The organism is Deltaproteobacteria bacterium IMCC39524 (assembly GCA_029667085.1).
In the GTDB taxonomy this organism is placed as follows: domain Bacteria; phylum Desulfobacterota; class Desulfuromonadia; order Desulfuromonadales; family BM103; genus M0040.
Window position 1 is genome coordinate 257994 of record JARUHJ010000003.1, and the last position, 25995, is coordinate 283988.

Consider the following 25995-nt stretch of genomic DNA (forward strand, 5'->3'; position numbering starts at 1 on the left):
CATTCTGCATGCTGCAAAAAGACGGACGACAAAAAGTCCAATTGAAAAGTAAAGAGAGGGCCTATGAAATCTCGACTTAAAAAAGCTGGTCTACTGCTCACCGACGATGCTGACACCGAGATAGACATCTCTGTCGCCTGGGGCACCTTGTCTCGGCTTGGCTACCCTTCACGGTATGGCGGTAAAGCCCAAGACGGCTCCTACGAATATGTCATCATCGACCCCAAAACGGGCAGCTTTTTGGCCACAGGGAAAGGAGCAACACTTGAAAAGTCCATGTGCGAGGCCGCCCTGAATGCTGTGACACGATTCGACAGGAGTTAGCACTTCATTTGCCACTTACGACAAATAAAACCATCACAAGCAGCTCAATAAAATTAAAGGAGAAAATCATGAAGTGCCCATTATGTAAAAACACCGGACATATTGAAATTGACATGCACACCGACGGTTACTGCCAGGATGCATTCGAATGTGGAGATTGCGGAGGCATTTGGACCTACTCCGGCAAAGATTTAAAAATCATCAAAGGGAAGAGCAGCAATAAAGTCACAGCTTATTCTGATTTCATCTGCCCAACCTGCAAAGCCGTTCATTGTATTGAAACAGATTTGGATGCGTTTCAGTTTCATGAAGAAATCCAGGAATGCGAGAACTGCGGCACGGCGTGTTCCTCCGCCCATGACCTGGTCGAAGTCATCGAAGATTCACAGGCCGACTCGTTTCTCAGCACCACATCCGAACATGTCGAATCAGACGACTACGTCTATATATAAGAACCCTTTTTCAGGTAGTGAAACTACAATTATCAAGTGAGGGGCCCCATGGAAAAGTTATGGAAAGAGCACTACTCTGCCATAGGAGTTGAGGATTTCGCCAATACTGTCGTCTTCAAACGTTTCCTCGAGCGCTTCTGCAAAGAAGAAGAGAATAACCATCGAAGCAGATTGCTCTATGGGGAAGAGGACGCAGAAAATTAACGCAAGGAGACGTTCAATGTACCTAGAACACTGGTCTCATGAAGAGATTGTGACATATTGCAATAACGCTAACCTCCTTTTTTCTAAAGTGAACGAGTTACGCAGCAGAGTAATTCGAGAGCTACTCGTTCAATTAATAAGACGAGCGACTTCAGTTCTGAAGGAACAGGGCAGGTAAACGACTAACAGGAGCAACAATAAATATTGCCAACGGGGGTGCATAATCGGGTGATCAGAAGACTATATTCATGTCACAGGTGCAGACATGTACTTAATACAACAAGGAGAATTGATCATGATGCTGCTCTCTAACGCAAATAAGATGCTGGCCAAAATTTTATTTTGGGGAGAAATACACAGGCAACGAAAGCAACTGAGTAAAATGGATGATTCTCTACTGAAGGATATTGGTGTCAGCCGTGTAGAAGCTGCCCGTGAAGCGGAACGCAAGTTTTGGGATTATGCGCCAGTTGTAGATGAATCTCTCCAGAGGCGAACGGATACGACCTTAGCCTCATCATCGAAGAAGAACACCGCCTTCAATCTTCTCTTTCATTGAAGACAGGAATGATTTGTTAAACATAGGGGGACTCCTTTTGTTTCACAGGCTTCGTCAGCAGGTTTTGATTGCCTTAAATTGCCCATTGTGAATAATTCTAAGAAACCCTGCATTACAAGGCCACCAAGGAACGACCCCTGGTGGCCATAGTTTTGCGTACTAAAGAGCTTTCTGAACACCTCTATCAATAATAAGCCCGTTTTCTTCTTGGAAGTCGTGACTCATAAGAGAAGCCCCCGGTCAGAAGATTGAGGGCTTTCGTATTTTATAGACAGTAACTTATGCGATGATTCAGTCCTCATTTTCCTTGAACATAAACATGAGAAGCTTAATGCCTGCCATGAAGATAGAGCTATATAGCAAAATCAGTAGAGTAATTTCTATTTTTTCATTCATTTTATAACCACCGCTAAGAAAAAAACCTCAAAACTATCTTAAAAAAGAACCCCACAGCCCAGGAGGTAGAGAGCGGTGGGGCAAGTTTTATGTTTTTAGGAGGTTTTGAAGAAGCTTGTCTCAGACCCGCCTGCCACAGCAAGTCTTCGATGGTGGTTAATTTATAGAATCCTTCAATAAAAATATACGTGGTGTACCGTAAACTTTGAATCGATACCGCACGAAACGACACTGTGCAAAAGCGCACCGTGAATAAAAATGGCCACCCGCTCCCTGGTGGCCATAATGTGTCAAGTAAACTATCTCTCAAATTCCGCTATCAATAAGAAGCTGAGTATTCGTCTCAGAAGTCGTGTCATTCGAAAAGGTTGATTCGGCTGATTTTAGTTTTTATCGTTGGCCTTGGTTGGAATTGGGCAAAGGCTCACGAAATGCCCATGGGGAAAAATTTAATCGTTGTTTTGATGTTAATGGATTAAAAGCTATCTAAAAGTATTTAGGTTATATGCCAAAGCAAGAGTTACATCAAAAAATAGCTCGGCAGTGCTCAAAATCCGTCTCTAAACCATCTTTGATATAGAGAAAAAGTACTGATGGCTGGTGTTGAGACGGTGTTTTGTGCGAAGATATGCCCCGTTCAGTTAGAACAAGAATTGTTGCAGAGGAATGAGTAATATTCAATTTTTATAAGGAGGAAAAAATGAAAAAGTTACTGGTATTGTTGGTTGTCTTTGGGATGTTTGTCCCGAAAGTTTTGCTGGCAGCCGAGCCGGTCAAGATTGGTATGGTTACCACGCTTTCAACCAAGGCTGGCTACCTTGGTGAAGACGTGCGCGACGGTTTCAAACTGGCTATCGCGCAGGAAGAGGGAATGCTAGGTGGAGTGCCGGTTGAACTGCTGGTCGAGGATGACGCTCGTGACCCGGGTAAGGCCAAACAGATTGCCGATCGCTTCGTAAAGCGTGACAATGTTAAGATCATGACCGGTATTATCTTCTCCAATGTCGCTCTGGCTGTGGTTCCGAAGGTAGTACGCGGCGAGGTTCTCTACATCAGCCCTAACGCTGGGCCCTCGGACCTGGCCGGCAAAGGCTGTAATGAAAACTACTTCAATGTTGCCTATCAGAACGACAACCTCGATGAGGTCGTTGGCAAGTACGTCAGCGATTCCGGCTTCAAAAATGTTTACCTGCTGGCACCCAACTATCCGGCTGGCAAGGATCACCTCGCAGGTTTCAAACGTTACTACACGGGTAAAATATCTGGCGAAGTCTACACCAAGCTTGGCCAATCTGACTACGCGGCAGAAATCGCTGCGCTGCGTGCTGCCAAGCCGGATGCGGTCTTCTTTTTCCTTCCCGGCGGCATGGGGATCAACTTTATCAAGCAGTATTCTCAGGCTGGCCTGAACAAGACGACCCCTGTCTTCGGTCCCGCCTTCTCCTTCGACGAACGACTACTTGGCGCGGTTGGTGCTGCTGCCCTGGGGGTGAAAAACGGCTCCCAGTGGACCCACGACCTCGACAATCCGGCCAACAAACAATTTGTTGAAGCTTTCCGCGCTGCCTACGATAGGACCCCGACTCTCTACGCCAGCCAAGGGTATGAGGCTGCACGTTTGATCGGCAGTGCCCTCAAGAGCGTCGGTGGAGATGTGACTAAGTTCGACCAACTGCGTACCGCAGTTCGCAAGGCTGATTTTGAGTCAGTGCGCGGCCAGTTCGCTTTCACTTCCAACCAGCACCCGGTACAGAACCTCTACATCCGCGAAGTCGTCGAAGATGGCGAGGGGGGCTTCACCAACCAGACACTCAAAGCGGTTTTCACCAACCACGGCAATGCCTACGTTGATGAATGCAGCATGAAGTAGGCGGTTGCAGGGTCGATACAATTTTATGGTAGTAATAGGCACGTTTCTACAAGCAGGAGTGTTCTCTTTGCCGGAGAAACGTGCCGGCCTTTATCCGCCCCGTAACGGGGCGCGGCGAGTGATCTCATGCTCCTGGTTATCGAACAGCTCTTCAACGGCCTCCAACTCGGTGTGACCCTGTTTCTTATGTCGGCCGGTTTGACCCTGGTTTTTGGCATCATGCAGGTGATCAACCTCGCGCACGGGTCCTTCTACATGATTGGAGCCTATGTCGCGGCAACGGTGACCGCACGCAGCGGTTCTTTCCTGCTTGGCATGGCCGTAGCGTTGCCCGCAGCAGCGGTGGTCGGCATGCTGGTCGAGATGGTCGTGCTGCGGCGACTCTACAAAAAGGAGCACGTCGACCAAGTTCTCGCCACCTTCGGACTTATTATGTTTTTCAACGAGTTGACCCGCATCATCTGGGGACGCCAGCCGTTGTTCATGGACGTGCCGCCCTGGCTGTCCGGCAGCGTTGAGCTTATTCCCGGCATCCCCTATCCGAGCTACCGTATTGCGGTTATCGGCGTTGGTTTGATGGTGGCGCTGTTCCTCTACCTGATGTTTACCCGCACCCGAATCGGTATGCAAATTAGGGCCGGGGCGAGCAACAGAGAGATGGCTGGTGCTTTGGGCATCAATATCCGGCTTTTATACACCTTGGTCTTCGGACTCGGAACTCTGCTTGCCGGTTTGGCTGGAGTGATGGCTGGCCCGATCCTTGCGGTCGAGGCGGGGATGGGAGAGAGTATACTGATCTTGACCTTCGTGGTGATCGTGATCGGTGGCATCGGCTCGGTGCGCGGTGCATTTATCGGAGCGCTTTTGGTCGGCATGGTTGACACCCTCGGGCGTGCGTTTCTGCCCGCCCTGTTTCGTATGTTTCTGTCGTCAGCACATGCCGACGGGGTTGCTGCCTCGGTGGCCTCGATGTCGATCTACATTTTAATGGCTATTATCCTGATCTGGCGCCCCAAAGGGCTACTGCCGGCACATTCCTGAGTTGGACAATAAATAGATGCGCATGCTGTCACGATTCGATCGAAAAAACCTCTGTATCTTCAGCAGTGCGCTGTTGCTGTTACTGCTGCCAATGCTGGCGGCCCTGGCCGGTGAACCTTATCTGGTTTCACTCTTTTCCCGCATCCTGATCTACGCTCTCGCTGCAGCGAGTCTCGATTTAATCCTCGGTTATGGAGGCCTGGTCAGCCTCGGACATGCTGCATTCTTCGGCATAGGTGCCTACGCAGTCGGGATTCTTGCCCATCATGACTTTGAAGAGACCGCGCTGATCTCCTGGCCGCTGATCATTCCGGGGAGCGACAGCGGTCTGGTCGCCTGGCCGGTCGCAATACTGTTGTCCGCCTTGCTGGCGGCAATCATAGGAGCTCTGAGCCTGCGCACCCGCGGCATGCACTTTATCATGATCACTCTGGCTTTTGCGCAGATGCTCTTCTTCTTTTTCGTCTCCCTCGAAGGTTACGGAGGCGACGATGGGCTCACCCTCTTTTCGCGCAATACCCTGCCGGGACTCGACTTGGGCGACGACGTGCAGTTCTACTATATCTGCCTGGCTTCGCTGAGTGTTTTCCTGTTCTTGGCCGGCCGGCTGGTAGCGTCACGCTTCGGAATAGTGATCCGAGGTTGTCGCGAGAATGAAAAACGCATGCAGTCGCTCGGTTTTCCAACCTATCGCTACAAGTTGCTCTGTTTCGTGATCGCCGGTGCTGCGGCTGGTCTTGCAGGCGCCCTGATCGCCAACCAGGTCGAGTATGTCAGCCCGGGGCTGATGCACTGGACCCGCTCCGCGATTATCCTGGTCATGGTGCTTTTGGGGGGGAGCGGCACTCTCTATGGGCCGGTGTTCGGTGCTGCGGCCTTTCTGTTGCTTGAAGAGGTGCTCTCGATCTACACCGAGCACTGGATGGTCTACTTCGGCCCGGTGATGATCCTGGTGGTGTTGTTTGCTCGTCACGGTCTTTTCGGCATCCTGGTTGGCAAGGAGAAGCGCCATGGCTGAACCGTTGCTGCGCATCGAGGGCCTGTGTAAGAGCTTTGGCGCGGTCAAGGCCTGTCATGACCTTTTTCTTCAGGTTTATGCTGGCGAGATTCATGCTTTGATCGGTCCTAACGGCGCCGGGAAGACCACTCTGCTGAATCAGATTGCCGGTGACTTGACCCCCGACAGCGGACAGATTTTCCTGGCCGGGCAGGACATTACCCCTCTTCCATTGTATCGACGTGCTCCTCTCGGGCTGGCGCGCTCCTACCAGATCACTTCGGTGTTCGCCAACTTGAGTGTCGAGGAGAACATGCTGCTCGCGATTCAGGCCCACCATGGCCATAGCTTTCGCTTCTGGGGCCGAGGACTGAAGGACCCGCAACTGTTGGCTGAGCTTGGACCGGCACTGGAAACGGTGGGCCTCAGTGAGCGTGCCGAGGCTATTGCCGGTAATCTCTCCCACGGTGAAAAGAAGCAGCTTGAGGTCGGTATGGCGCTGTCCTGCAAGCCGAAACTACTGTTGCTTGACGAACCGATGGCAGGGATGGGACCGGGAGGGAGCATCGAACTTTCCAAGTTGATCCGCAAGCTAAAGAAAGAGATGACCATCCTCTTGGTCGAGCACGACATGGAGGCGATTTTCTCTCTCGCAGATCGCATCACAGTGCTGGTATACGGCGAGGTGGTTGCAACCGGTAGCGTCGAAGAGATTCGTAGCAACCCGGCGGTACGACAAGCTTACCTCGGTGAGGAGGACTAGACATGCTAAAGGTCGAGCAGATAGAAACCTTCTACGGCAGCAGCCAAGCGTTGTTTGGTGTCAGCCTTGAGGTGAGCGCCGGCGAGGTGGTGACTCTGCTCGGGCGGAATGGCATGGGCAAGAGCACGACGATCAAGTCGATTATGGGCCTCACACCGGTGACACGGGGACGCATCACCTTCAATGACGTTGAGATCCAGCAACTACCGAGCTATCAGGTGGCCCGTCAGGGGCTCGGGCTGGTTCCCGAGGGACGGCAGATTTTTCCTAATCTGACGGTTCTTGAGAACATCATGGTTGGTGCCGCTAATCGCGGTGGCAGAAAAGAGCCTTATACCTTGGACGAGGTGTTGGAGATTTTTCCACGCCTGGCAGAGCGCCTGAAAAACTACGGCAACCAGCTCTCTGGTGGAGAGCAGCAGATGCTTGCTGTGGTCCGCGCCCTGATGACGACACCCAAACTGTTGATCCTTGACGAGGCAACCGAGGGATTGGCACCGTTGGTAAGGAAAGAGATCTGGTACGGACTCAGTGTGCTCAAAGCACGGGGACAGTCGATCCTGGTAATCGATAAGAACCTCGATGCGCTGATGAAACTCGCCGATCGACACTACGTGATGGAAAGGGGGGCGGTGGTCTGGTCCGGGGAAACGGATGAGATCGCTGATAACGAAGAGCTCAAGGCACGCTATTTGGGGGTGTGATGAGGTAGGGGACGCTGTGGGTTAGTCTGAAAATTCTAAGCCTCTATTTTTACTGACACCACGAGACCATAACTTTCTGGATTTAAAGTGTCTCTGAGGTAGCTCTATTAATAACAAACCTTGTCATGTCATAACTTGACCGCATGGCCTACGACCCAGTTAACCTGGCAAGGCGCTTTCGCAGACAGGAAATGACAACAAAGAAGCATGCGCCCTGTTAGGCACCGTGGTTAGTCGGAATAGCTTATTTCGTTGCTGCGGCTTTTGTTATTCCAGATAAGGCTTTTTCAACTTTGCTTATTACTTCATCGCAACCAATAATATTATGTCTTTTCCCCAAGTATCTTGGATCATTATAAGATATCCACACCTTAGACTTATCATCTTCCCAAATAATCGCTTTTTGAGGTAAATCGATAGCGACACTTTGTTGGCATTGCATGAGAGGGCTTCCCACTTTTGGGCTCCCGAATATTATGAGTCGTGTTTCTCGAAGTTCTACGCCCACTTTTTGTGCCGCGTCGGAATGATTTATTTGATTGAATATCGTCATACCTTTTTCATTTAATATGTTCTCAAGTCTTTCGGTTGTTTCCTTAACGGTGAAATCACTTTGAACCTTGAGCAGGCCCTCTGCGGCCATTAATGGCAATACAGTAAACAAGATTAACAGCAACGTTAAAGATGATTTTTTCATTACTTACTCCTTGCGTGGGTTGTCGTAATATACAACTCATTAATGAGAAATCTTGATGCCGACTCACATTATCTCTTCTGTCCTTATACTGAAGTGTAACGGGCAATAGGCTTCGGTCAAATACGTAGTTTTTCTAGTGCTGATCAGTTGGTTTTGAGAAGTTGTAAACAGCTTGTTTCTCGAGGTCTCAGATACCTTCTGCCAAAGAAGAAAAGGCTACCCGGTTAAGGGCAGCCCTTTTATGAAATTTATAGGTGTTGTTCGATTGGATCGCTATGAAACTGGCAGCCTAATCGTAAACACACTCCCTTCACCGGGTGTGCTGTGTGCTGTCACCTCACCGTCATGGGCCTGAACGATGTGTTTGACGATTGCCAGCCCCAGTCCGGTACCACCGATGGCACGGCTGCGGGCCGCATCAACGCGGTAGAAACGTTCAAACAGTCGAGGCAGATGTTCTTTGGAGATGCCCTGACCACGGTCCTGAACCTTGATCATGACGTGCTCGCCCTCCTGCCAGCTCTCAACGGTCACAATTTTTCTGCTTTCGCTGTATTTGATGGCGTTGTCGACTAGGTTTATGACGGCCTGTTCAAGCAGGGTGCTGTTGACCTTTGCTACGAGCTCCTCTGAACAGAACAGTTTAACGTCTACCTGCCGGGACTTCGCAATGCTTGAACATGATTGCAGCGCTGATTCCAGAATTGGTAGCAGCCTCTCATGCGTACGATCAACCTCATCAGATTCGGCATCCCGCTCAAGGCGCGAGAGGGATAACAGGTCTTCTATGATGGCATTGAGACGGTCAGATTGCCGGTTGGCGATCTCAAGAAACCTCTGGCTGTCTTCCGGGTTCTTGTTGGCTCCGGCCAATAGAGTTTCTACCGCACCTTTAATAGCTGTAATTGGTGTTCTCAATTCGTGGGAGACGTTGGCGACGAAGTCTCGACGCAGGTTCTCAAGTCGTCGTAGGCGGGTAAGATCATGGATGACAATCAGCGCGCCGATCGTTTGCCCGTCTGAACCTCGCAGAGGTGTTCCATGGGTCTGCAGAAAACGTTCTTCTCCCTGGTACAAAAGAGTCATGTCAGCTTCGATGCTGGTCCGGCTCTGTAGCGATTCGGTGATGAATCTCTGCAGCTCGGGTTTACGGACCACCTCCTGAAGACTCCGGCCAACGGCCAACTCAGGGTTTGTCCCGAGCAGAGTTGCTGCCGCCCGGTTAATCCGCAGGATGCCTTCTTGATGATCCACGGCCAGAACGCCCTCGATCATGCTGGCAAGAACGGCTTCCTGCTCGTTACGCTGACTCACCACTGTTTGAAGTCGATCATTGAGCTGGGCCGCCATCTGGTTCATGGCTTCGGCCAGCCCGCCCATTTCTTCGCCCTTGTAGACCGGAAGGCGTCGATCGAGTTCGCCACCGGCAAAACGTTCGGCACCGCGTTTCATTTCCACAAGAGGGCGACTGATGCGTCGTGATACCCAAAGGCTGATCAGGGCGGCTATCAGGGCAATCAGAATGCCGCTGTTGATCACATGGAAGAGGACGGTTTCAAGGGCTTTGTCAACTCGGGCGATGGGTAAAGCCGTGCGGACGCATCCGATAATTTGACCGTTGCTTCTGACCGGTAGAGCCACGTACATCATTTCCTGTTGCAGGGTTGTGCTGTAGCGTGTTGCCGCACCGGAACGCCCTTCCAGGGCCACCCGGATCTCAGGCCTTCTGGCATGATTATCCATTTTGACGGGGACTTCTTCAGAATCACCGACGACGCGGCCATCCGGCAGGATAATGGTCAGGCGGGTGCCAGATTGTTTGCCCAGGGCGAGGCTCAGGCTTTCAAGAGAGCCGATATTGCCCGACACGAGAGCGTCTCGTGCCTGGTTGACGACCAACTGCCCCTGCGCCTCAAGGCCTCTGCGCTTTTCTTCGCGATAGAAGTCATCCAGAGTTCTGGAGAAAAACCAGGTGAGCGTCACCAGTGCGATCAGGATGATCACCAGGAAAGGGGGGTAGATCTGCCATATGAGACGTTTACTAGGCATAGAGGCCAGCTTTTAGCTTTCAGTTGTAAGCTGCAGGAAAAAACTATTCGCGGAAGCGGTAGCCGATACCGCGGACGGTCTCGATATATTCACCGCAGCTGCCGAGCTTCTTGCGCAGGCCGACAATCTGGACATCAACGGCACGATCGGTGACGGCATAACTTTCGCCATGGATGGCGTCGACGATCTGGGTGCGGGTGAAGACCCAGCCGGGTCGGCAGGCCAGTAGGTAGAGTAGCTGAAATTCGCTAAAGGTCAGCTCGATGTTCTCGCCGCAGGCCTTAACCTTGTTGCGTCCCGGGTGAATATAAAGGTCGTGGATCTCTATCGGTTGTTCCGCGTCCGCTGGTTTGTCCGGCTTGACCCGCCGTCTCAGCACTGCTCGTGCTCTTGCCTGGAGAATCTGCGGGCTGAATGGTTTGGTGATGTAGTCATCAGCCCCGAGTTCCAGGCCCTGGACAATATCGGCCTCTTCGCCCTTGGCTGTGAGCATGATGATCGGGGTTTCCTGGGTGTCGGGAGCCTGGCGCAGTCGCCGACAGACTTCGAGGCCATCGATGCCCGGCAACATCAGGTCAAGAAAGACCAGGTCCGGCTTGTATTCGCGGACTTTGGTAAAGCCTTCTTCGCCTGTCATGGCGCATTCCACCTGGAAGCCTGCCTTGACCAGGTTGAAATGAATCAGGGCTAGAATGTCCTCTTCATCTTCGATAACCAGGATGCGTTGTTTGTTCATGGCCTGATGACTCTCTTGTAAAATTAGATGGCGAGCCAAACTTACCCGGTGACTGTTGTTTGAATTTACGTCGCGGTCGAATCCTCGGCAAAAAGGGCCTCATGCAGGTTAACCGTGTGATTCTTGATCCGTCGCAAGGCAACGGCCATATCGCTGAAGGTCAGGGCGGGCAGAGCACCGCAGGAGCCCTCCTTCATCCGGACGAGGTGTGCTTTACGAACCTCATCAGCCAGATCGTTGAGACGATTGGCCTCATCGTAAATTTTGCGCATACTGCTGACATCTTCATCCTTGAAGGCATTGCTGACCAGGTTGAAGAAGGCAAAAACCTCACGGTGAAAGGCGCGCAGGTCTTTCCAACCATCTTCGCTGAAATCAAGCTCATGCTTATCGAGCCGTTTCATATATGAGCAGAGGGAATAAGCGTAGTCGGCAATCGACTCAAGCTCATCGGCGGCACGAACGTAATTGTAGGCCCGGTCCGACTGTGCTGTACTGGCGCCACCGGCTTGCATGAGGGTGACGGTAAAGCTCGTGATTTCGTGCTGCATGACATCGGTTTCGTCTTCGAGCTTCTTCACTTCGCGGTAGATGCTGTCGCGCCCTTTAAGGTCTCGTTGCAGAAATTTTTCGGCATTGATCAAAACCTCATGAACGGCCTCCTGCATGCGCTTGAGTTCTTCGAAAACCATCGAAATACCCATCGCCACGGGCATGGTGCCGGGAGAACCGATATATTTGAAGGAACCTTTTTCAGCGCCGGCTTTCTCAGGGATCAATTTAGTGACGAGCTTTGCCAGCTGGTTGAGAAACGGTAGCATCACCAGGGTGGCGGTTACATTGAAGAAGGTGTGCGCCATGGCGATATGAGCGGCAATGTAGGGACGACTGCCATCGGCATCGACAAAGTTTGAAAGGCCGGGCACAAATAGTTCAATCATGTCGACATAGGTCGAGAAGATCGAAATAATGATGAAGACCCCAAGAACATTGAACACGCTGTGGGCCATCGCCGCACGTCGGGCAGCAATGGATCCGCCGATCGCGGCGAATTGGGCGGTGATGGTGGTGCCGATATTTTCACCCATAACCAAAGCAACAGCTGTATACAGAGGGATGGCGCCGGTTGCCGCGAGAGCCATAGTGATACCGAGCATCGCCGAACTGCTCTGGATGATCATGGTCATCATACAGCCAATGGCGACGCAACCGAGGATACTCAGCAGCGACTGGGCATCAAGGGTCAGCATCAGGTTCATGAAGCTTTCATCGCTGCGCAATGGTTTGAAAGCATTACTCATGATCTCAAGGCCGAAGAAGATCAGACCCAGAGCTACCAGAACCTTGGCCGTTGCCGAGGTCCGATCATTTTTGGAAAAGAGCATCGGAAAGACACCGATGGCGACCAGCAAGAGCCCGTACTTGCCGACCTTGACCGCCAGGATCCAGCCGGTGATGGTGGTGCCGATGTTGGCACCGAGGATAACACCGATCGCCTGGGTCAGATGCATCAGGCCGGCGTTGGTCAGGCCGACCACCATGACCGTCGTGATCGACGAAGATTGAACGAAACAGGTAACCACCAAGCCGACTATGACCGCGAGGAAGCGGTTGCTGGTCACTGACGAGATCGCCTTGCGGATCAGGCCGCCCGAGAGCGACTGCAAGCTGTCGGAAAGGTATTTCATGCCGAGGATAAAAATCCCGAGGCCGCCGATGGCGGTGTAACCCATTGTGAATGGTTCGATCATTTGATTCATCCTTGAGGAGTGTAATGGCTTAGCAATAAAAATATGGCTGTTTAACCGTGGGTGAATATCAGCCTTTTGTTAGGGTTATGTTAGGAGCATCAACTTTTTGACTGTATGAGTAAAGATAAAAGGCCAAATTCAAAAAAAAAAATGCTCTTTATCTGCTGTCGTTGTTTGAGGCGGCACGACGCCACCCCGAATCATCTCTGTATGGCGAGACCAGGGTTCTGTCAAGGTCTTGGAATGCGAAGGATTGACAGTAGTATTGTCCAAGAGTTTTTGTAATAATCGGACGCGTGATATTAATTTGTCAAACAACCAAACTCTTAAGAAAAGGATGCATAACGTGACCAAAACACAAAAAGCAAGTCTGGCCATTGCTCTTCTCTTCATGTCATTGATCGTCGCCTGCGCCCCGGTCAAAATGTTAGAAGTTCGCAAAGATCCTGCTTATACCGAGAAGATGGGCAAGGTTCTGGTTCTAGCTATGGCGGGAGAGCCCTATATCCGCAAACAGTTTGAAAAAGTTCTCGCTAACCAGTTGATTGAAAGAGGGGTCGAGGTGGTCCTGAGTCATGAAGTTCTGCCCCAGTCCACCAAGGAGCTCGATCGGGAAATTGTGGTGGCCAAAGTCAAGGAGCTCGGGGTTACAAATGTTCTGGTCAGCCGTTCTATCAGTCGACAGGAAGTTACTAACCAGCAGGCGGGTGGCCTCTATTTTAAGGAAACCTCTCTTTATCCTGATGGTTGGTCTTCTTATGCTGTCGCCTCTTCAGGGCAACGGGAGGCGGGCTACACGACAGATTTTTTGACTGTCGAATCCAACCTCTTTGTGGTTGGGAACAAAAACCCGGTCTGGTCGAATCTTGCCGAGCTCAAAGTTGAAGATTCCAGGCAGGATGCGGTTAACAAATTTATTCCTTTCCTGGTGGAACAGCTTGAGTTGAGCAATCTCCTCTGATCGGTCTTGCATCATAAGTTCTGGTACTAAAAAGCCCCCAACCGCATAAACGGTTGGGGGCTTTTATCCTTCTGCAAAGTTCTTAACCGACCTGTCGGTGCTCTTTAATAAACCTTGATAAGCCAGACCCCGCCGCAGAGCATCAGCACGCCGGCAACGCGGCCAAGACTGATCGGATGGATTGGATAACCGAGCACACCAAAGTGATCGAGGAGCAACGAGGCGAACATCTGTCCGGCCAGGATCAGGGCGACCATGGCGGTCGCACCGAGTTTGGGAACCAGGATGATCGTTGCCGTGACGAAAAAGGCGCCCAGCATGCCGCCGAACCAGATCCACCAGGGGTGACTTCCGGCTGAAGCCAGCGCCGGGAGAGGGAGGCGGGTCGCCAGTGAATAGATGACCAGGGTCAACGTTCCTACAGCGAATGAGATGGTTGATGCGAGGACCGGAGACTTAGTCCAGAGACCCAGCTGTGCGTTGATGCCGGCTTGGGTCGGCACGGAAATGCCGGCCAGAATCGCCATTAAAATAAAAAGCGTTGTTGATGACATAAACAAGTCCATTTTTGCTGGTGTAAGTAGTTTGTAAATAAGAGCTTTTTCAGCCCCAGCCTTCGCTTAACCCGCTAGCTCTTCCAGGGTCAGAATCGATTCTATATCGCGCCGTTCCGATTTGTTGATAATTACGGCAGCGCCGACCAGGCTCGCTTCGGCCTGCTCAACGATCTGTTCGATCGCCTTGTAGGTGGAGCCGACAGCGAAGAAGTCGTCGGCAAGCAAGAGGCGCTCACCGGGCAAGAGGACTTCATCCGAAACATAAAGAGTGGTTGATTCTTGTTTGGTAAAAGAGTAGCTCGATGCGGCAAAGAACCCGCTCATGGTGAGTGGCCGTTTCTTTTTGGCGTAAATAAAGGGGATGCCGAGGTGGGTTGCCATGGCCTGGGCGATCATGATTCCGCTGCTCTCGGCGGTGATGATCTTGTCGACAGGGCTTTCGCTGAAGCGGCTTGCGAGTTCGGCTCCGATGCGATTTATCAGCAGGGGGTCGACCATATGATTGAGAAAACGGTCAACCTTGATGACCTGGCCGTTGATTGAGCCGTCCTGCTTGATGCGTTGAAGCAGTTCCTGGGCGACCTGGTTCATTTACGGTCCTCGCGATCATAGGGCTGACCGAGACCTTCGGGCTGCTGAGAAGCACCCTTCTGTAACCGGATGGTTGAGATGACCAGCACCAGAATGGTGAAGAAGTAGGGCAGCATCTGCAGAATGTGCACGCTGACTGTTGTACCCATGGCCTGGAAGCGCAGCTGCATGGCGGTGATGCCGCCGAACAGGTAGGCTCCGGCCAACGCCCGGTAACTCGACCAGGAGGCGAAGATGACCAGGGCTACGGCTATCCAGCCGCGCCCGGCCGTCATATTCTCAATCCACATCGGCGTAGTGGCGAGGCTCAAGTAAGCGCCGCCAATGCCGACAATTCCAGAACCAATAGTGACGGCCAGAAAGCGGAACAAGAGAACCGGTACGCCGCAGGTGTCGGCCGCGGCCGGGTTCTCGCCCACGGTCCTCAGTGCCAGTCCCCAGCGGGTGCGGGCGAAAAAGAAGGCGATACCAAAAACGAGCAGGAAGCTGAAATAGATCAGCAGGTCCTGGTTGAAGAATGGTTTGCCAATGATCGGCAGCTGGCTCAACCCCGGGATAGCCACCCGTTCGAAGCCTTTGATGGTCAAGCCGACCATGCCGCGGCCGAACAGGGCGGTGATGCCGACACCGAACATGGTGAGAGCCAGGCCGCTGACGATCTGGTTGCCGCGTAACTGAACGGTGATGAAGGCGTGGATGCTGCCGGCAATCAGCGCCGCGGTAAATGCAGCAAGAACGCCGACCAGTAATGAGCCGCTGGCCTGGGTGCCTGCGAAGCCCGCCAGGGCGCCGATCAACATCAGGCCTTCGATGCCGAGATTGATAATGCCTGCCCGTTCGTTGATGATCGCACCCAGGGTGGCGAAGAGGATCGGGGTGCCGGCTCTGACCGTTGCGTCAAGCAGGATCTCAAGCATGGTGATCTCCCTTTGCCAGCTTCAGTCGGTTATGGATGAAAAAGTCGGAGGCCAGCAGGAAAAAGAGGATCAGCCCTTGGAACGCATAAACAAACGCCACCGGCAACTGCCAGGTCAGCTGCAGACTGTCACCACCGACCAATAAAACACCCATCAGGAAAGAGACGATGACAACACCCAGGGCACTGCGTTTGGCGAGCCAGGCGATAATGATCGCCGTGTACCCATAGCCGGGCGAGATGCCGTGCTGCAGGCGGTGCTGCAAGCCGGAAACCTCACTGAATCCGGCGATACCGGCGATCGCACCACTTAAGAAGAGCACCGCGAAGATCGCCAGACCGGTGCGCATGCCGGCGTAACGGGCGGCCTTCGGGTTGCTGCCAATGACCTTGATTTCATAACCCCAGACCGTGCGCTCCATGAACAGGTACAGCACCAGGGCACAAAACAGAGCCAGAAAGAAACCACTGTGGAAGCGGGTGTCGAAATATTCCGTCAGGCGGGCCGCATCGCTGAACTGTGCAGTCAAAGGGAAGTTGAAGCCTTTGGGGTCTTTCCATGGGCCATAGATCAGGTAGTCGACACCGAGGATGGCGATGTAGTTCATCAGTAGTGTAACGATGACTTCGTTGACCCGCCAGCGGGCTCGCAAAATACCGGCCACACCGGCCCAGAGCCCGCCGCAGAGGAACGCGGCCAGGAACATGGCTGTGATCATCACGGGGTGACTTTCGATGCCGGAGAAAAGCGCGACGCCACTGGCACCGCAGGCGCCCATGTAAATCTGGCCTTCGGCGCCTATATTCCAGATCTGCATGCGGAACGCCAGCGAGACACCGAGACTCGCAAAGATCAGCGGTGTGGTTTTGACTAGGGTTTCGGAGAGGCCATAGCTTGAGCCCAAAGCCTCCTGGAGGATTTCGAGATAAGCTTGGGCCGGGTTGACTCCGGCGGCCAGAAGCAGGAACCCGGCGACGAACAGGGCGACCAGGACCGAGATGATGGGTGCCGTGAATCTGAACAGCCGCGAGGAGAGTTCACGTTTTTCCGTGATCAGCTTCATGTCTGCACCTCGCCGCTCATCAACAGGCCGATCTCTTCGCGGGTGGTTGTCTGTGGGTCGACGCAACCGACCAGGCGACCACGGAACATGACGACAATCTCGTCGGAGAGCTTGAGCAGCTCGTCCAGGTCTTCGGAAATCAGGATCGTGCTCATCCCCTGGTTGGCACCGTCGATAATGACTTTGTGTACATATTCGGCGCTGCCGATGTCGAGGCCGCGGGTCGGGTAGAGGGCCACCAGCACGGCGGGTTTTTCGGACAACTCGCGGGCGATGATGACCTTCTGGATATTGCCGCCGGAGAGGTAACGGACCGGGTTGCCGTCGGGGCCGGCCTTGATCGCAAACTGGTCGATCTTGGCGGTTGCGTTCTTACGGATGGCGGCGCGGTCCTGGAAGATCCAGCGACGAAAAACCTTGGAGTTGAAGTTTTTCATGATCAGGTTATCGCCAACCGTCATGTCGGGGGCGATGCCGATGCTTTTGCGATCCTCGGGAATATGGGCGATGCCTGCTATATAGGAACTTCTTGCCGTACTGTTGGTGATGTCTTTGTCGCCAGCCAGGATCCGGCCGCTGGTTGCTTCCTTGAGGCCGGTGAGGACTTCGGCCAGAGGCTTCTGGCCGTTACCGGCGACTCCAGCGACACCCAGAATCTGGCCGCTGTAGAGCTTCATGTTGAAATTGTCGAGGTCCGCCCGGCCACGGGTGTTACTCACCGACAGGTTCTTGATCTCCAGGGCCAATTGATCGTGCTTGCAGGCGGGCTTGATCCACATGGGGATCTGGTCTTCGCCGATCATCAGTGATGCCAGGCGGTTCTCATCATATTCGCCCCGCTTCAGGGTGGTCAGGCTGCAGCCCTTTTTCAGTACGGTGACACGATCGGAGATCTCCATCACTTCGCGCATCTTGTGGGAGATGAAAAGGATGCTCTTGCCCTGGTCGCGCAGTCGGTTCAGAACCTGGAAAAGTCGTGCGCTTTCCTGGGGGGTCAGAACGGCTGTCGGCTCATCCAGAATCAGCAGGCGGCAGTCCCTGACCAGCAGCTTGATCAGTTCGATCCACTGCTGGGCGCCTATCGACAGCTTCCAGACCGGATCATCCAGATCAAGGTCGAGCTCGAACTCGTCGAGTATCTTTTGCACTTGTTGTTTATACTTGCGCCGGGAAAAGAGCAGGGGAACGCCATCCAGTGCCAAGAGGATGTTTTCAAAAACCGTGTGGGCGGGGACCAGCATGAAATGCTGATGGACCATGCCGATGCCTACGGCCAGAGAATCCCGCGGGCTGTTGAAATGAATCGGTGTGCCGTTAAACAGGATCTCGCCTCGATCCGGTCGGTAAAGGCCGGTCAAGACGTTCATCAGGGTACTTTTGCCGGCACCGTTCTCGCCTAGCAGGGTGTGGATTTCACCGGGAGCAATAGACAAAGAGATGTTGTCCAGAGCGATGACGCCGGGAAAAGTCTTACGGATGTTCTGGATTTCGAGGAGATCAGTCATGGCCAATAAAAAGAGGCACGCGCCGGTAGCCACCGGCGCGTGCCTTTAAGTCTCAGGAAAGAATCCTTACTTGGGGATGGTGCCTTGTACACCTTTGACGAAGTAGCTCATGCCGAGCAGTTGACCGTCGTCATGGGTGCTGCCTGCGGCCACCTGGATTTTGCCGTCCTGATCCGTGATCGGACCGGCGAAGGGGTGCAGTGTGCCCGCTTTGATCGCGGCCGTTTTTTCTGCGACCAGTGCCTTGACGTCGGCAGGGATCTTATCGTTAAGCGGTGCCAGCTGCACCAGTTCCTCTTTCATGCCCCACCAGATCGACTCTGATTTCCAGGTGCCGTCTTTGACTTCCTGGGCGACTTTCGAGTAGAGCGGGCCCCAGTTCCAGATCGGCGCGGTAAGGAAGGCGTTGGGGGCGAACTCTCGCATATCGGAGTTGTAGCCGATCACGTAAGCGCCGCGAGCTTCGGCCGCCTGCAGGGTGGCCGGAGCGTCCTGGTGCATGGTTAGCACGTCGGCACCAACATCAAGCAGACTGTCGGCTGCGTCACGCTCGACACCTGGGTCGAACCAGGTCTGGGTCCAGACGACGCGAACCTGTGCGTCCGGGTTAACACTCTGTACGCCGAGGGTGAAGGCGTTGATGCCGCGAATCACTTCCGGAATCGGGAAGGCGGCAACGTAGCCGATGACGTTCTTTTTAGTCATTTTGCCGGCAACGATGCCGGAGAGGTAGCGGGGTTCATACATGCGACCGAAGTAGTTGCCAACGTTCTCGGCAGACTTGAATCCTGAGCAGTGCATGAAGACGACGTCTTTGTTGCGCTTGGCAACGTCCAGGGTCGCGTCCATGTAGCCGAAGCTGGTGGTGAAGACCAGGTTGTGGCCTTTGCGGACCAGGCCGTTGATAACGCGTGCAGATTCAGCACCTTCAGGAACGGATTCAATATAGGTGGACGGCTCGACAAACGAGAGCTCTTCCATCTCTTTACGGCCCTCGTCGTGAGCATAGGTCCAGCCGGCGTCACCGACCGGTCCGACGTAGATAAAGCCGGCTTTGATCTTCTTGTCGCTTGCCTCGGCGGTGGTCGCCAACTGGGGCAGGATCAGCAGTATGGCAAGAGCCAAAAAAGCAAATCTTTTCATCGTCACGTCCTTTCAAAAGTCAGGGGAAGGTGATTGGGCCAAGGTCCCTTCTACCCTACCCCCGAAACCATGTCAAACCAAAACCCGACAGGCCTGGAGTGCTCGTCTTTTTGTCGCCTGCTGAAGTGGTTGTCAGACAAAACCCGACTGCGGTCGACTTTTGTCTTGACATATCCTTCTTGGGATGTAAAATCTCGACCGCAGTCGACTTTATCTGGAGGTTTTTATGTCTGGAGTGCGTGAACAGAAAAAACAGCAGACGCGCAAGGCTATTATCGATGCGGCGGTCAAACTCTTCACAGTAAAGGGTTTTGAACAGACCAGTATGGATGAGCTGGCCCGCGCGGCCGGTGTTGGCAAGGGTACTATTTACGGGTATTTCAAGGCTAAGGAAGAGATTTTTCTGTCTTATTGCGAGGCTGAGCTCGAATTTGCTTTCGCCGCGCTGGATCGTAAGATCGACGAAGAGGCCTCCCTGGTTGACCAGTTGGTCGCCTACATGATGGGGCAGATTACCTTTGTCACGGAGAACCGAGAGTTTGGTCGCATCTTCGCCCGCGAGATGACCTTCCCCGGCGAGAATACCCGATTAAGGAGCCGTGACCTGGATATGCGCTACCTGAACAAGCTCGGAGAGGTCCTGGGCCGGGCGCAGCTTCGCGGCGAGTTGCCTGCGGAGAGTGAACTTCTGCTCCTGATCGCCCATCTGCACGCACTCTACATTCTGGTTCTGTCGTCCATTTACAGTGGCGATGTGACGAGCCTAGAAAATGCGAAAATATTCTGCCGCTCACTGGTCCTGCAGGCCCTGCACGGTCCAGCGGCGATAGCTCAGGCCCCGGTGGACGTTCAAAAGGGTTGGCAAGAGTTGAGACAGAAATTTTTAGAGCAGCGCAAGCTCGAAATGTGAGGAACATCATGCGAAAGATAGTCATTGCCCTGATTCTTCTGGCCTTCTCAACAACGAGTTTTGCCGAGACTGAAACCCTCAGTCTGCAGCAGGCTCTGGCTTTGGGACTTCAGTACAATTTTGATCTGCAGATCTCCCGCCTCGATGTTGAGCGAGCAGATGCCGGCATCATGGGTGAAGAAGGTCGTTTTGATGTCCTGGCCGAGCTGGGGCTTGGGGTCAGCCGAGATGAACGCCCTGTTGATTCAACGCTTATTGCCGATGATCTTGTTTCCACTGACAAGGCAAGCGCTGAGGCAGCGCTGAGTAAAACCTTTGCGACAGGTTTGCAGACGCGCCTCAGCCTGATCGGTGAGAGTAATGACACCGACGCTCTGGCCGATCGACTTGACCCCGCCTATCGGACTTACCTGGTCCTTGACTTTACCCAGCCCTTGCTCAAGGACATGGGCATCGATATCAATACAACAAGTTTACAGATTGCCAGAACACGACAGCAGCAGGCGGCGCTCGGTTACTTGAGTCGGGCCCAGCAACTCGCAGCTGAAATCGAGCTGACATACCTGGACCTGGTGCAAGCTGATGAGGAGTATCGCTACGCAATCCTTGCCCGCGACCTGGCACAGGAACTTCTCGATGGCAACCAGCGTAAATTTAATGCCGGCCTTATACCCGTTACCGAAGTCAACGAAGCCCGCTCGGCAAAGGCAGGTCGAGAGGAGAATATGCTTCTGACTGAACAACAGGTGACCCTGGCGCGCAATCAACTCCTTGAATTGATTGAGCAGGGGGAAGCACAATTACCGCAGATCTGGCAGGCTGATTTACCCGAAGTCACAAATGAAAAAAGCCCTGACCTGATGAACGCGCTCGCAACCGGGCTCAAGAAGAGGCCGGATCTCCAGCAGGCTCGTCTGGAGATTGAGTCTCGTAAGATTGCGCTGGTCTATGCCGACAACCAACGCTTGCCACGCCTCGACCTTGAGGCCAGCCTCGGTGTCAATGGCCTTTCCGGCGAAGGCGACAATACCCAGTACGACGGTGACTGGCAGCGCTCTGCAAGCCGTGCCCTTGAGCAAGATGGCACCAGCTGGTATGCCGGGTTGCGTTTCAGTGTGCCCCTGCAGAATCGCACGGCAAAAGCTCAATATCGTGATGCAGCCGCACAGGATAAACAATCGATCTATCGCTTGCGACGTGCAGAAATATCTGTCGAAACTGTGATTCGGTCGGCGCATGCCGTCCTCGACCTTGGCGAAGAGCGTCTGGAGGTCGCAAAGCACTATGCTGATCTGGCACAGACCACCCTGGATCAGGAAACCCGTCGCTTGCAGGAGGGTTTGTCCAATACCTTCCGGGTCCTGACCTTCCAAAATGCTCTGGTGGATGCGAAGATCCGCGAGGTGGCTGCGAAAACTGATTACTACCGGGCCCAGACCAGCCTGTATGAGGCCATGGGCACCAATCTCGAACGCTACAATATTGTCGCGGCTTTGCCGCATGAAGGAGTTACACCATGAGCAGCGCAATCCGCAATCTGGTTTTCTTGAGTCTCTGTCTGGCGCCCCTCTTGGCGGGCTGCGGAGCTGATTCGGCAAGTGAAGCAAGCCCGGCAACGCAAGGGCCTGCCAATGACAAGGCAACCTCGGTCAAGGTGCAGATCGTTACGGCCCAAGATCTTGAAGAGCGCTTCAGCTTGCCGGGTTCCCTGCACGCCTGGGAGGATTTGACCCTGGCGGCAGAGATTGCCGGGCCGGTCGACTGGGTCGGTCCCGAAGAGGGTGAGATGCTGACCGCCGGGCAAAAGATCATGACGATTGATTCGGTGAGCCAGAGGGCCAATCTGGAACGCAACCGGGTTGATGCCGATATCAAGGAGAAGGCGATGCAGAGGCTGCAGCGGTTGGTTGCTGAAAACCTGGTCAGCCAGCAGGAGTACGATAATAGCGTAACCGCCTATGAGGCGGCCCGGCAGAATCTTAAGCTTGCCAGCATTGCTCTGCAGAAAAGCATCATTAATGCCCCGGTCGCCGGTGTCCTCGATGATCGCATGGTGGAACGCGGTGAATATGTAAAAGTCGGTGATCCCGTGGCGCTGGTGGTGCAGGTGGATCGCCTCAAGGTGTTGATCAATGTGCCGGAAAAAGACGTTCGTTATTTCCACCCCGGAGAAGAGGTGAGTGTCGTTCAAGCGCAGATCGACACCGGGGAAGAGATCCATCGCAGCGGCAAACTTGTCCATCTGGCGTACAAGGCGGACGAACTGACCCGCACCTACCTGGGCAAGGTCGAGGTCGACAATCAGGATCGACAGCTGCGCCCCGGCATGATCGTCCGCATTGATGCCTTGCGGCGAGAGCTCAAAGGTGTGATTGCGATCCCTCTCTATGCCGTAGTTGATCTCGATGGCCGCAAGGTGGTCTACGTTGAAGTCGAGGGTGTGACGAAGCTGCGTCCGGTGAAGATTGATAAAGTGATCGGTGGTCAGGCCGTCATTCTGGAGGGCTTGGGCCTTGATGAGAAATTGATAGTCAAAGGCCACCAGTTACTGGCTGATGGTGCCAGAGTCAAAGTCGAGGCCGATTGATATGCTGATTTCCAATGCCGCAATCAAGCAGCGCAGTACGGTCTTTGCCCTGATGCTGATCATCATCGTGGTCGGTATCTACAGCTATGCCACCCTGCCGCGCGAGTCGACTCCCGATATCACCATTCCCTACGTGTTGGTGGTGACTCCCTACGAGGGGGTGTCGTCCAGTGATATCGAATCGTTGATCACCAACCCGATTGAACGCAAACTGCGTGGCCTGAAAAACGTCGAAGAGGTCCGTTCGGTGAGCGCCGAAGGTTCGTCGATGATCACCGTCGAGTTTATCCCAGAAGTCGATATCGACGACGCCATACAGTGGGTGCGCGACAAGGTTGACCAGGCCAAGGGTGACCTGCCTGTCGACCTGGAAAATGATCCACAGATTCTCGAAGTCAATCTGGCCGAGTTCCCGGTGCTGATGGTGGCGGTCTCCGGTGAAGTGCCGGAAACGCTCCTCAAAGGGGTGGCCGAGGAGCTCGAGGAACATATCGAGGAAATTCCCGGCGTGCTCGATGTGGTCTTGACCGGTGGTCGTGAAAACCAGGTGCGCGTAGAGATCGATCCCGATCGCATGGCTGCCTACCGGGTTTCGTTCAACGAAATCGTGACAGCGGTTGCGCGCGAGAACGTCAATATCCCCGGCGGCAGCATCGATATCGGTCAGGGTAAGTACCTGCTGCGCATTCCCGGAGAATTTACCGACCCGGCGCAGATCGATAATCTGGTGATGGTGGTGCGCGACGGCAAGCCGATCTACTACAAGGATATGGCGACCATCGATTTCACTTTTGAAGACGCCAAAAGCTACGCGCGTCTCAACGGCAAGCCAAGCGTGAGCCTGGCGGTCAAAAAGCGCACCGGCGAGAATATTATCGAGCTGACCGACCGGGTCTTTGCCCTGCTCGAATATGCCAAGCCATTGATGCCGGAAGGGGTCGAACTCTCGGTCACGCTCAACCAGTCAAAAGATATCCGCAACATGGTCTCGGAGCTGGAGAACAACATCCTCACCGGTCTGCTCCTGGTGATCTCGGTACTTTTCCTCTTCCTCGGTCTGCGCAACTCCTTCTTTGTCGCCCTGGCGATCCCCTTTTCGATGCTCATGTCCTTTGCGATTATCCAGGCTCTCGGCATGACCCTTAACATGGTGGTGCTCTTCAGCCTGATGCTGGCGCTCGGCATGCTGGTCGATAACGCCATCGTTATCGTCGAAAATATCTATCGTCACATGCAGGAGGGCAAGAACCGGGTTGACGCAGCGCGGATCGCGGCCAGCGAAGTCGGTTGGCCGGTGATCAGCTCGACGATTACCACCCTCTGCGCCTTTTTCCCCATGACCTTCTGGCCGGGGCTGATGGGCGAGTTCATGAAATTCTTGCCCATTACCCTGATCATTACCCTCACCTCTTCATTGTTTGTCGCGCTAGTGATCAACCCGACGGTGTGTGCCACCTTCATGCGCGTTAAAAAAGGTGAAGTGCAGCCGGATGTGGAGCGGACCCTTGTCGTGCGTTTCTACAAGAGGGTCCTGCAATGGGCTCTCAAGCATCAGGGGGCGACGGTCGGTCTTGCCGTGGCAGTGTTGCTGGTTATCTGCGGCATCTTTGGTGGCATGGTCAGCGCCAAGATCCTCGGTGTCGAACTCTTTCCTGATACCGAACCAAACCGGGCTTTCGTTGAAATCAAGTCACCAGAGGGGACCGGTCTTGATACTTCGGACGAGTATGCCCGCATCGTTGAAAAGGTAGTTTCGCCTGAACAGGACATCAAGTACACGATCGCCGAAGTCGGCGTGGCCCCGAGTGGTGAAGCCGGCTCCGGCAGCGGTGGTCAGTCGCATATGGCCAAGGTCTCTTTGGAGTTTGTCGACAGCGAAGATCGTCACGAATCGTCTTCCCTGATCCTTGATCGGGTGCGCAACAGTCTTGCCAACTTTACCGGTGCGGAGATCAAGGTCGAAAAGGAAAAGGAAGGGCCACCAACAGGGGCGCCGGTGAGTATTGAAATCAGTGGCGAAAATGTCGTGCTTCTGGAAAGCCTGGTCAGTCAGGCACGTGAAAAGATAAAGGGTATCCCCGGGCTCGTCGACCTGAAAGATGACTTCTCCCGGGCCAAGCCGGAGATCCGTGTGCTGGTGGATCGTGAAAAAGCGACTCTTTTAGGACTCTCCACGGCTGACATCTCGGTGCTGGTCAAGGCCGCGATCAGCGGTAGCAAGATGGGGGTCTACCGTCAGGGCAAGGACGAGTACGATATCATCGTGCGTCTGCCGGAAGAGCGTCGTCAGTCGATCGCTGACATCGAGAGTCTGCTGGTGCCGACCAACCTCGGCTCACCGGTACCCTTGACAACGGTGGCCAAGCTGGAGATCGGAGCCGGCTTTGGTTCGATCCGCCATATCGACCAGAAACGGGTGGTGACTATCTCCGGTAATACCACCGGGCGTAACAGCAATGATGTGCTCGTCGATGTGCAAAACGCTTTGTCGGGCATCGATCTGCCTGGTGGCTACCGCATCGATTATTCCGGAGAACAGGAGGAACAGCAAAAAGCCTCAGCATTCCTCGCCAAGGCCTTCGTGATCGCGCTCTTTCTGATCGTGCTGGTACTGATTACCCAGTTCAACTCGATCTCGCAGACATTCATCGTTATGACCAGCGTGGTTCTCTCCCTGTCAGGCGTTTTCCTCGGCCTGATTCTGACCATGACCAACTTCGGTATCATTATGACCGGCATCGGCGTGATCTCGCTGGCCGGGGTGGTGGTCAACAACGCCATTGTCCTGATCGATTACATCAATCAACTACGCCGGCAGGGGGTGGAGCTTTACGAAGCACTGCTGCGTGCCGGCCTGGTCCGTTTCCGTCCGGTTATGCTGACTGCTATTACCACCATCCTCGGTCTGCTACCGATGGCTATCGGTGTCAGCTTTGACTTCCGCAACCTCTCAATGATCGTTGGTGGCGAGTCGGCACAGTGGTGGGGGCCGATGGCGGTCGCGGTCATCTTCGGCCTGGCGATCGCCACCTTGTTGACCCTGATCGTGGTGCCGGTTCTTTATGCGGTCTTCGCCCGTATCAAGGAGTCTATGGCCAAGCGCTTTCAGGTGGAGACGCAGGTGTGATGGTTTGTTATGATGCACAGAACAGCTTTCACCGCCCGTTCGATTCTCTCACTCGAGTCACAGAGAACACAGAGAAGACTAAATTATTGAT

At 53.7% G+C, this 25995-nt stretch carries 24 protein-coding genes; 14 read left to right on the forward strand and 10 right to left on the reverse strand.

Translation table 11 applies throughout. The features are described 5' to 3' along the window. Positions 1–63: 63 nt before the first annotated feature. From P9J64_09330 to P9J64_09370, 9 genes are all read left to right on the forward strand, one after another. Positions 64–324 (forward strand): hypothetical protein, encoded by a 261-nt coding sequence (locus tag P9J64_09330; GenBank protein MDG5468517.1) that lies wholly within the window; start codon positions 64–66, stop codon positions 322–324. A gap of 68 nt (positions 325–392) precedes the next feature. After that, positions 393–776, forward strand: coding sequence for a hypothetical protein (locus tag P9J64_09335; GenBank protein MDG5468518.1), 384 nt, complete (start codon positions 393–395; stop codon positions 774–776). A gap of 48 nt (positions 777–824) precedes the next feature. Further along, a complete protein-coding gene (locus P9J64_09340; GenBank protein ID MDG5468519.1) occupies positions 825–980 on the forward strand; it encodes a hypothetical protein in 156 nt (51 codons plus the stop codon). 295 nt (positions 981–1275) lie between these two features. Beyond that, complete coding sequence (locus P9J64_09345; GenBank protein ID MDG5468520.1) at positions 1276–1539, forward strand: DUF1127 domain-containing protein; 264 nt, start codon at positions 1276–1278, stop codon at positions 1537–1539. Between the two features lie 1096 nt (positions 1540–2635). Next, on the forward strand, positions 2636–3805 hold the full coding sequence (locus P9J64_09350) for an ABC transporter substrate-binding protein (protein ID MDG5468521.1): 1170 nt from the start codon (positions 2636–2638) through the stop codon (positions 3803–3805). A gap of 126 nt (positions 3806–3931) precedes the next feature. Continuing rightward, entirely contained in the window at positions 3932–4846 is a 915-nt protein-coding gene (locus P9J64_09355; protein ID MDG5468522.1) for a branched-chain amino acid ABC transporter permease, read from the forward strand. Positions 4847–4868: 22 nt separating this feature from the next. Further along, the gene (locus tag P9J64_09360; protein MDG5468523.1) at positions 4869–5864 is read left to right on the forward strand and encodes a branched-chain amino acid ABC transporter permease; all 996 of its coding nucleotides are present in this window, start codon (positions 4869–4871) and stop codon (positions 5862–5864) included. Next, positions 5857–6606, forward strand: a complete 750-nt coding sequence (locus tag P9J64_09365; GenBank protein MDG5468524.1) for an ABC transporter ATP-binding protein — start codon at positions 5857–5859, stop codon at positions 6604–6606. Before P9J64_09360 ends, P9J64_09365 begins: the two co-directional genes overlap by 8 nt. A 2-nt stretch (positions 6607–6608) precedes the next feature. After that, positions 6609–7310, forward strand: a complete 702-nt coding sequence (locus P9J64_09370; GenBank protein ID MDG5468525.1) for an ABC transporter ATP-binding protein — start codon at positions 6609–6611, stop codon at positions 7308–7310. Between the two features lie 244 nt (positions 7311–7554). On the opposite strand, the gene P9J64_09375 is transcribed toward P9J64_09370, so the two are convergent. The 4 genes from P9J64_09375 to P9J64_09390 form a co-directional block, all read right to left on the reverse strand. Continuing rightward, positions 7555–8007 (reverse strand): DUF302 domain-containing protein, encoded by a 453-nt coding sequence (locus P9J64_09375; protein MDG5468526.1) that lies wholly within the window; start codon positions 8005–8007, stop codon positions 7555–7557. A gap of 273 nt (positions 8008–8280) precedes the next feature. Further along, a complete protein-coding gene (locus tag P9J64_09380) occupies positions 8281–10056 on the reverse strand; it encodes an ATP-binding protein (protein MDG5468527.1) in 1776 nt (591 codons plus the stop codon). A gap of 43 nt (positions 10057–10099) precedes the next feature. Beyond that, positions 10100–10792: a response regulator gene (locus P9J64_09385; GenBank protein MDG5468528.1), complete on the reverse strand. Its 693-nt coding sequence runs from the start codon at positions 10790–10792 to the stop codon at positions 10100–10102. A gap of 65 nt (positions 10793–10857) precedes the next feature. Next, on the reverse strand, positions 10858–12543 hold the full coding sequence (locus P9J64_09390) for a Na/Pi cotransporter family protein (GenBank protein ID MDG5468529.1): 1686 nt from the start codon (positions 12541–12543) through the stop codon (positions 10858–10860). 346 nt (positions 12544–12889) lie between these two features. Between P9J64_09390 and P9J64_09395 the strand changes: the two genes are divergently transcribed. Then, positions 12890–13504, forward strand: a complete 615-nt coding sequence (locus P9J64_09395; protein ID MDG5468530.1) for a hypothetical protein — start codon at positions 12890–12892, stop codon at positions 13502–13504. 104 nt (positions 13505–13608) lie between these two features. Here the strand turns inward: P9J64_09395 and P9J64_09400 are convergent, their stop codons facing one another. The 6 genes from P9J64_09400 to P9J64_09425 all read right to left on the reverse strand — a co-directional run bounded on the left by P9J64_09400 (position 13609) and on the right by P9J64_09425 (position 19280). After that, positions 13609–14058, reverse strand: coding sequence for a DMT family transporter (locus P9J64_09400; protein ID MDG5468531.1), 450 nt, complete (start codon positions 14056–14058; stop codon positions 13609–13611). Positions 14059–14124: 66 nt separating this feature from the next. After that, positions 14125–14652 carry a phosphoribosyltransferase family protein gene (locus P9J64_09405; protein MDG5468532.1) on the reverse strand — a complete coding sequence of 176 codons (528 nt, stop codon included), beginning with the start codon at positions 14650–14652 and terminating at the stop codon, positions 14125–14127. Beyond that, positions 14649–15569, reverse strand: a complete 921-nt coding sequence (locus P9J64_09410; GenBank protein MDG5468533.1) for an ABC transporter permease — start codon at positions 15567–15569, stop codon at positions 14649–14651. Before P9J64_09410 ends, P9J64_09405 begins: the two co-directional genes overlap by 4 nt. Further along, entirely contained in the window at positions 15562–16632 is a 1071-nt protein-coding gene (locus tag P9J64_09415) for an ABC transporter permease (protein MDG5468534.1), read from the reverse strand. The genes P9J64_09410 and P9J64_09415 overlap by 8 nt, the downstream gene beginning before the upstream one ends. Continuing rightward, entirely contained in the window at positions 16629–18137 is a 1509-nt protein-coding gene (locus tag P9J64_09420; GenBank protein ID MDG5468535.1) for an ABC transporter ATP-binding protein, read from the reverse strand. Before P9J64_09420 ends, P9J64_09415 begins: the two co-directional genes overlap by 4 nt. A 66-nt stretch (positions 18138–18203) precedes the next feature. Continuing rightward, a complete protein-coding gene (locus tag P9J64_09425; protein ID MDG5468536.1) occupies positions 18204–19280 on the reverse strand; it encodes a BMP family ABC transporter substrate-binding protein in 1077 nt (358 codons plus the stop codon). A 226-nt stretch (positions 19281–19506) separates the two neighbouring features. On the opposite strand from P9J64_09425, the gene P9J64_09430 reads away from it, so the two are divergent. The 4 genes from P9J64_09430 to P9J64_09445 are packed head-to-tail and all read left to right on the forward strand — an operon-like array spanning position 19507 to position 25904. Then, positions 19507–20190 (forward strand): TetR/AcrR family transcriptional regulator, encoded by a 684-nt coding sequence (locus P9J64_09430; GenBank protein ID MDG5468537.1) that lies wholly within the window; start codon positions 19507–19509, stop codon positions 20188–20190. Between the two features lie 8 nt (positions 20191–20198). Further along, positions 20199–21710, forward strand: coding sequence for a TolC family protein (locus P9J64_09435; GenBank protein MDG5468538.1), 1512 nt, complete (start codon positions 20199–20201; stop codon positions 21708–21710). Beyond that, entirely contained in the window at positions 21707–22777 is a 1071-nt protein-coding gene (locus tag P9J64_09440; protein ID MDG5468539.1) for an efflux RND transporter periplasmic adaptor subunit, read from the forward strand. The genes P9J64_09435 and P9J64_09440 overlap by 4 nt, the downstream gene beginning before the upstream one ends. A gap of 1 nt (position 22778) precedes the next feature. Next, positions 22779–25904: an efflux RND transporter permease subunit gene (locus P9J64_09445; protein ID MDG5468540.1), complete on the forward strand. Its 3126-nt coding sequence runs from the start codon at positions 22779–22781 to the stop codon at positions 25902–25904. Positions 25905–25995 lie beyond the last annotated feature (91 nt).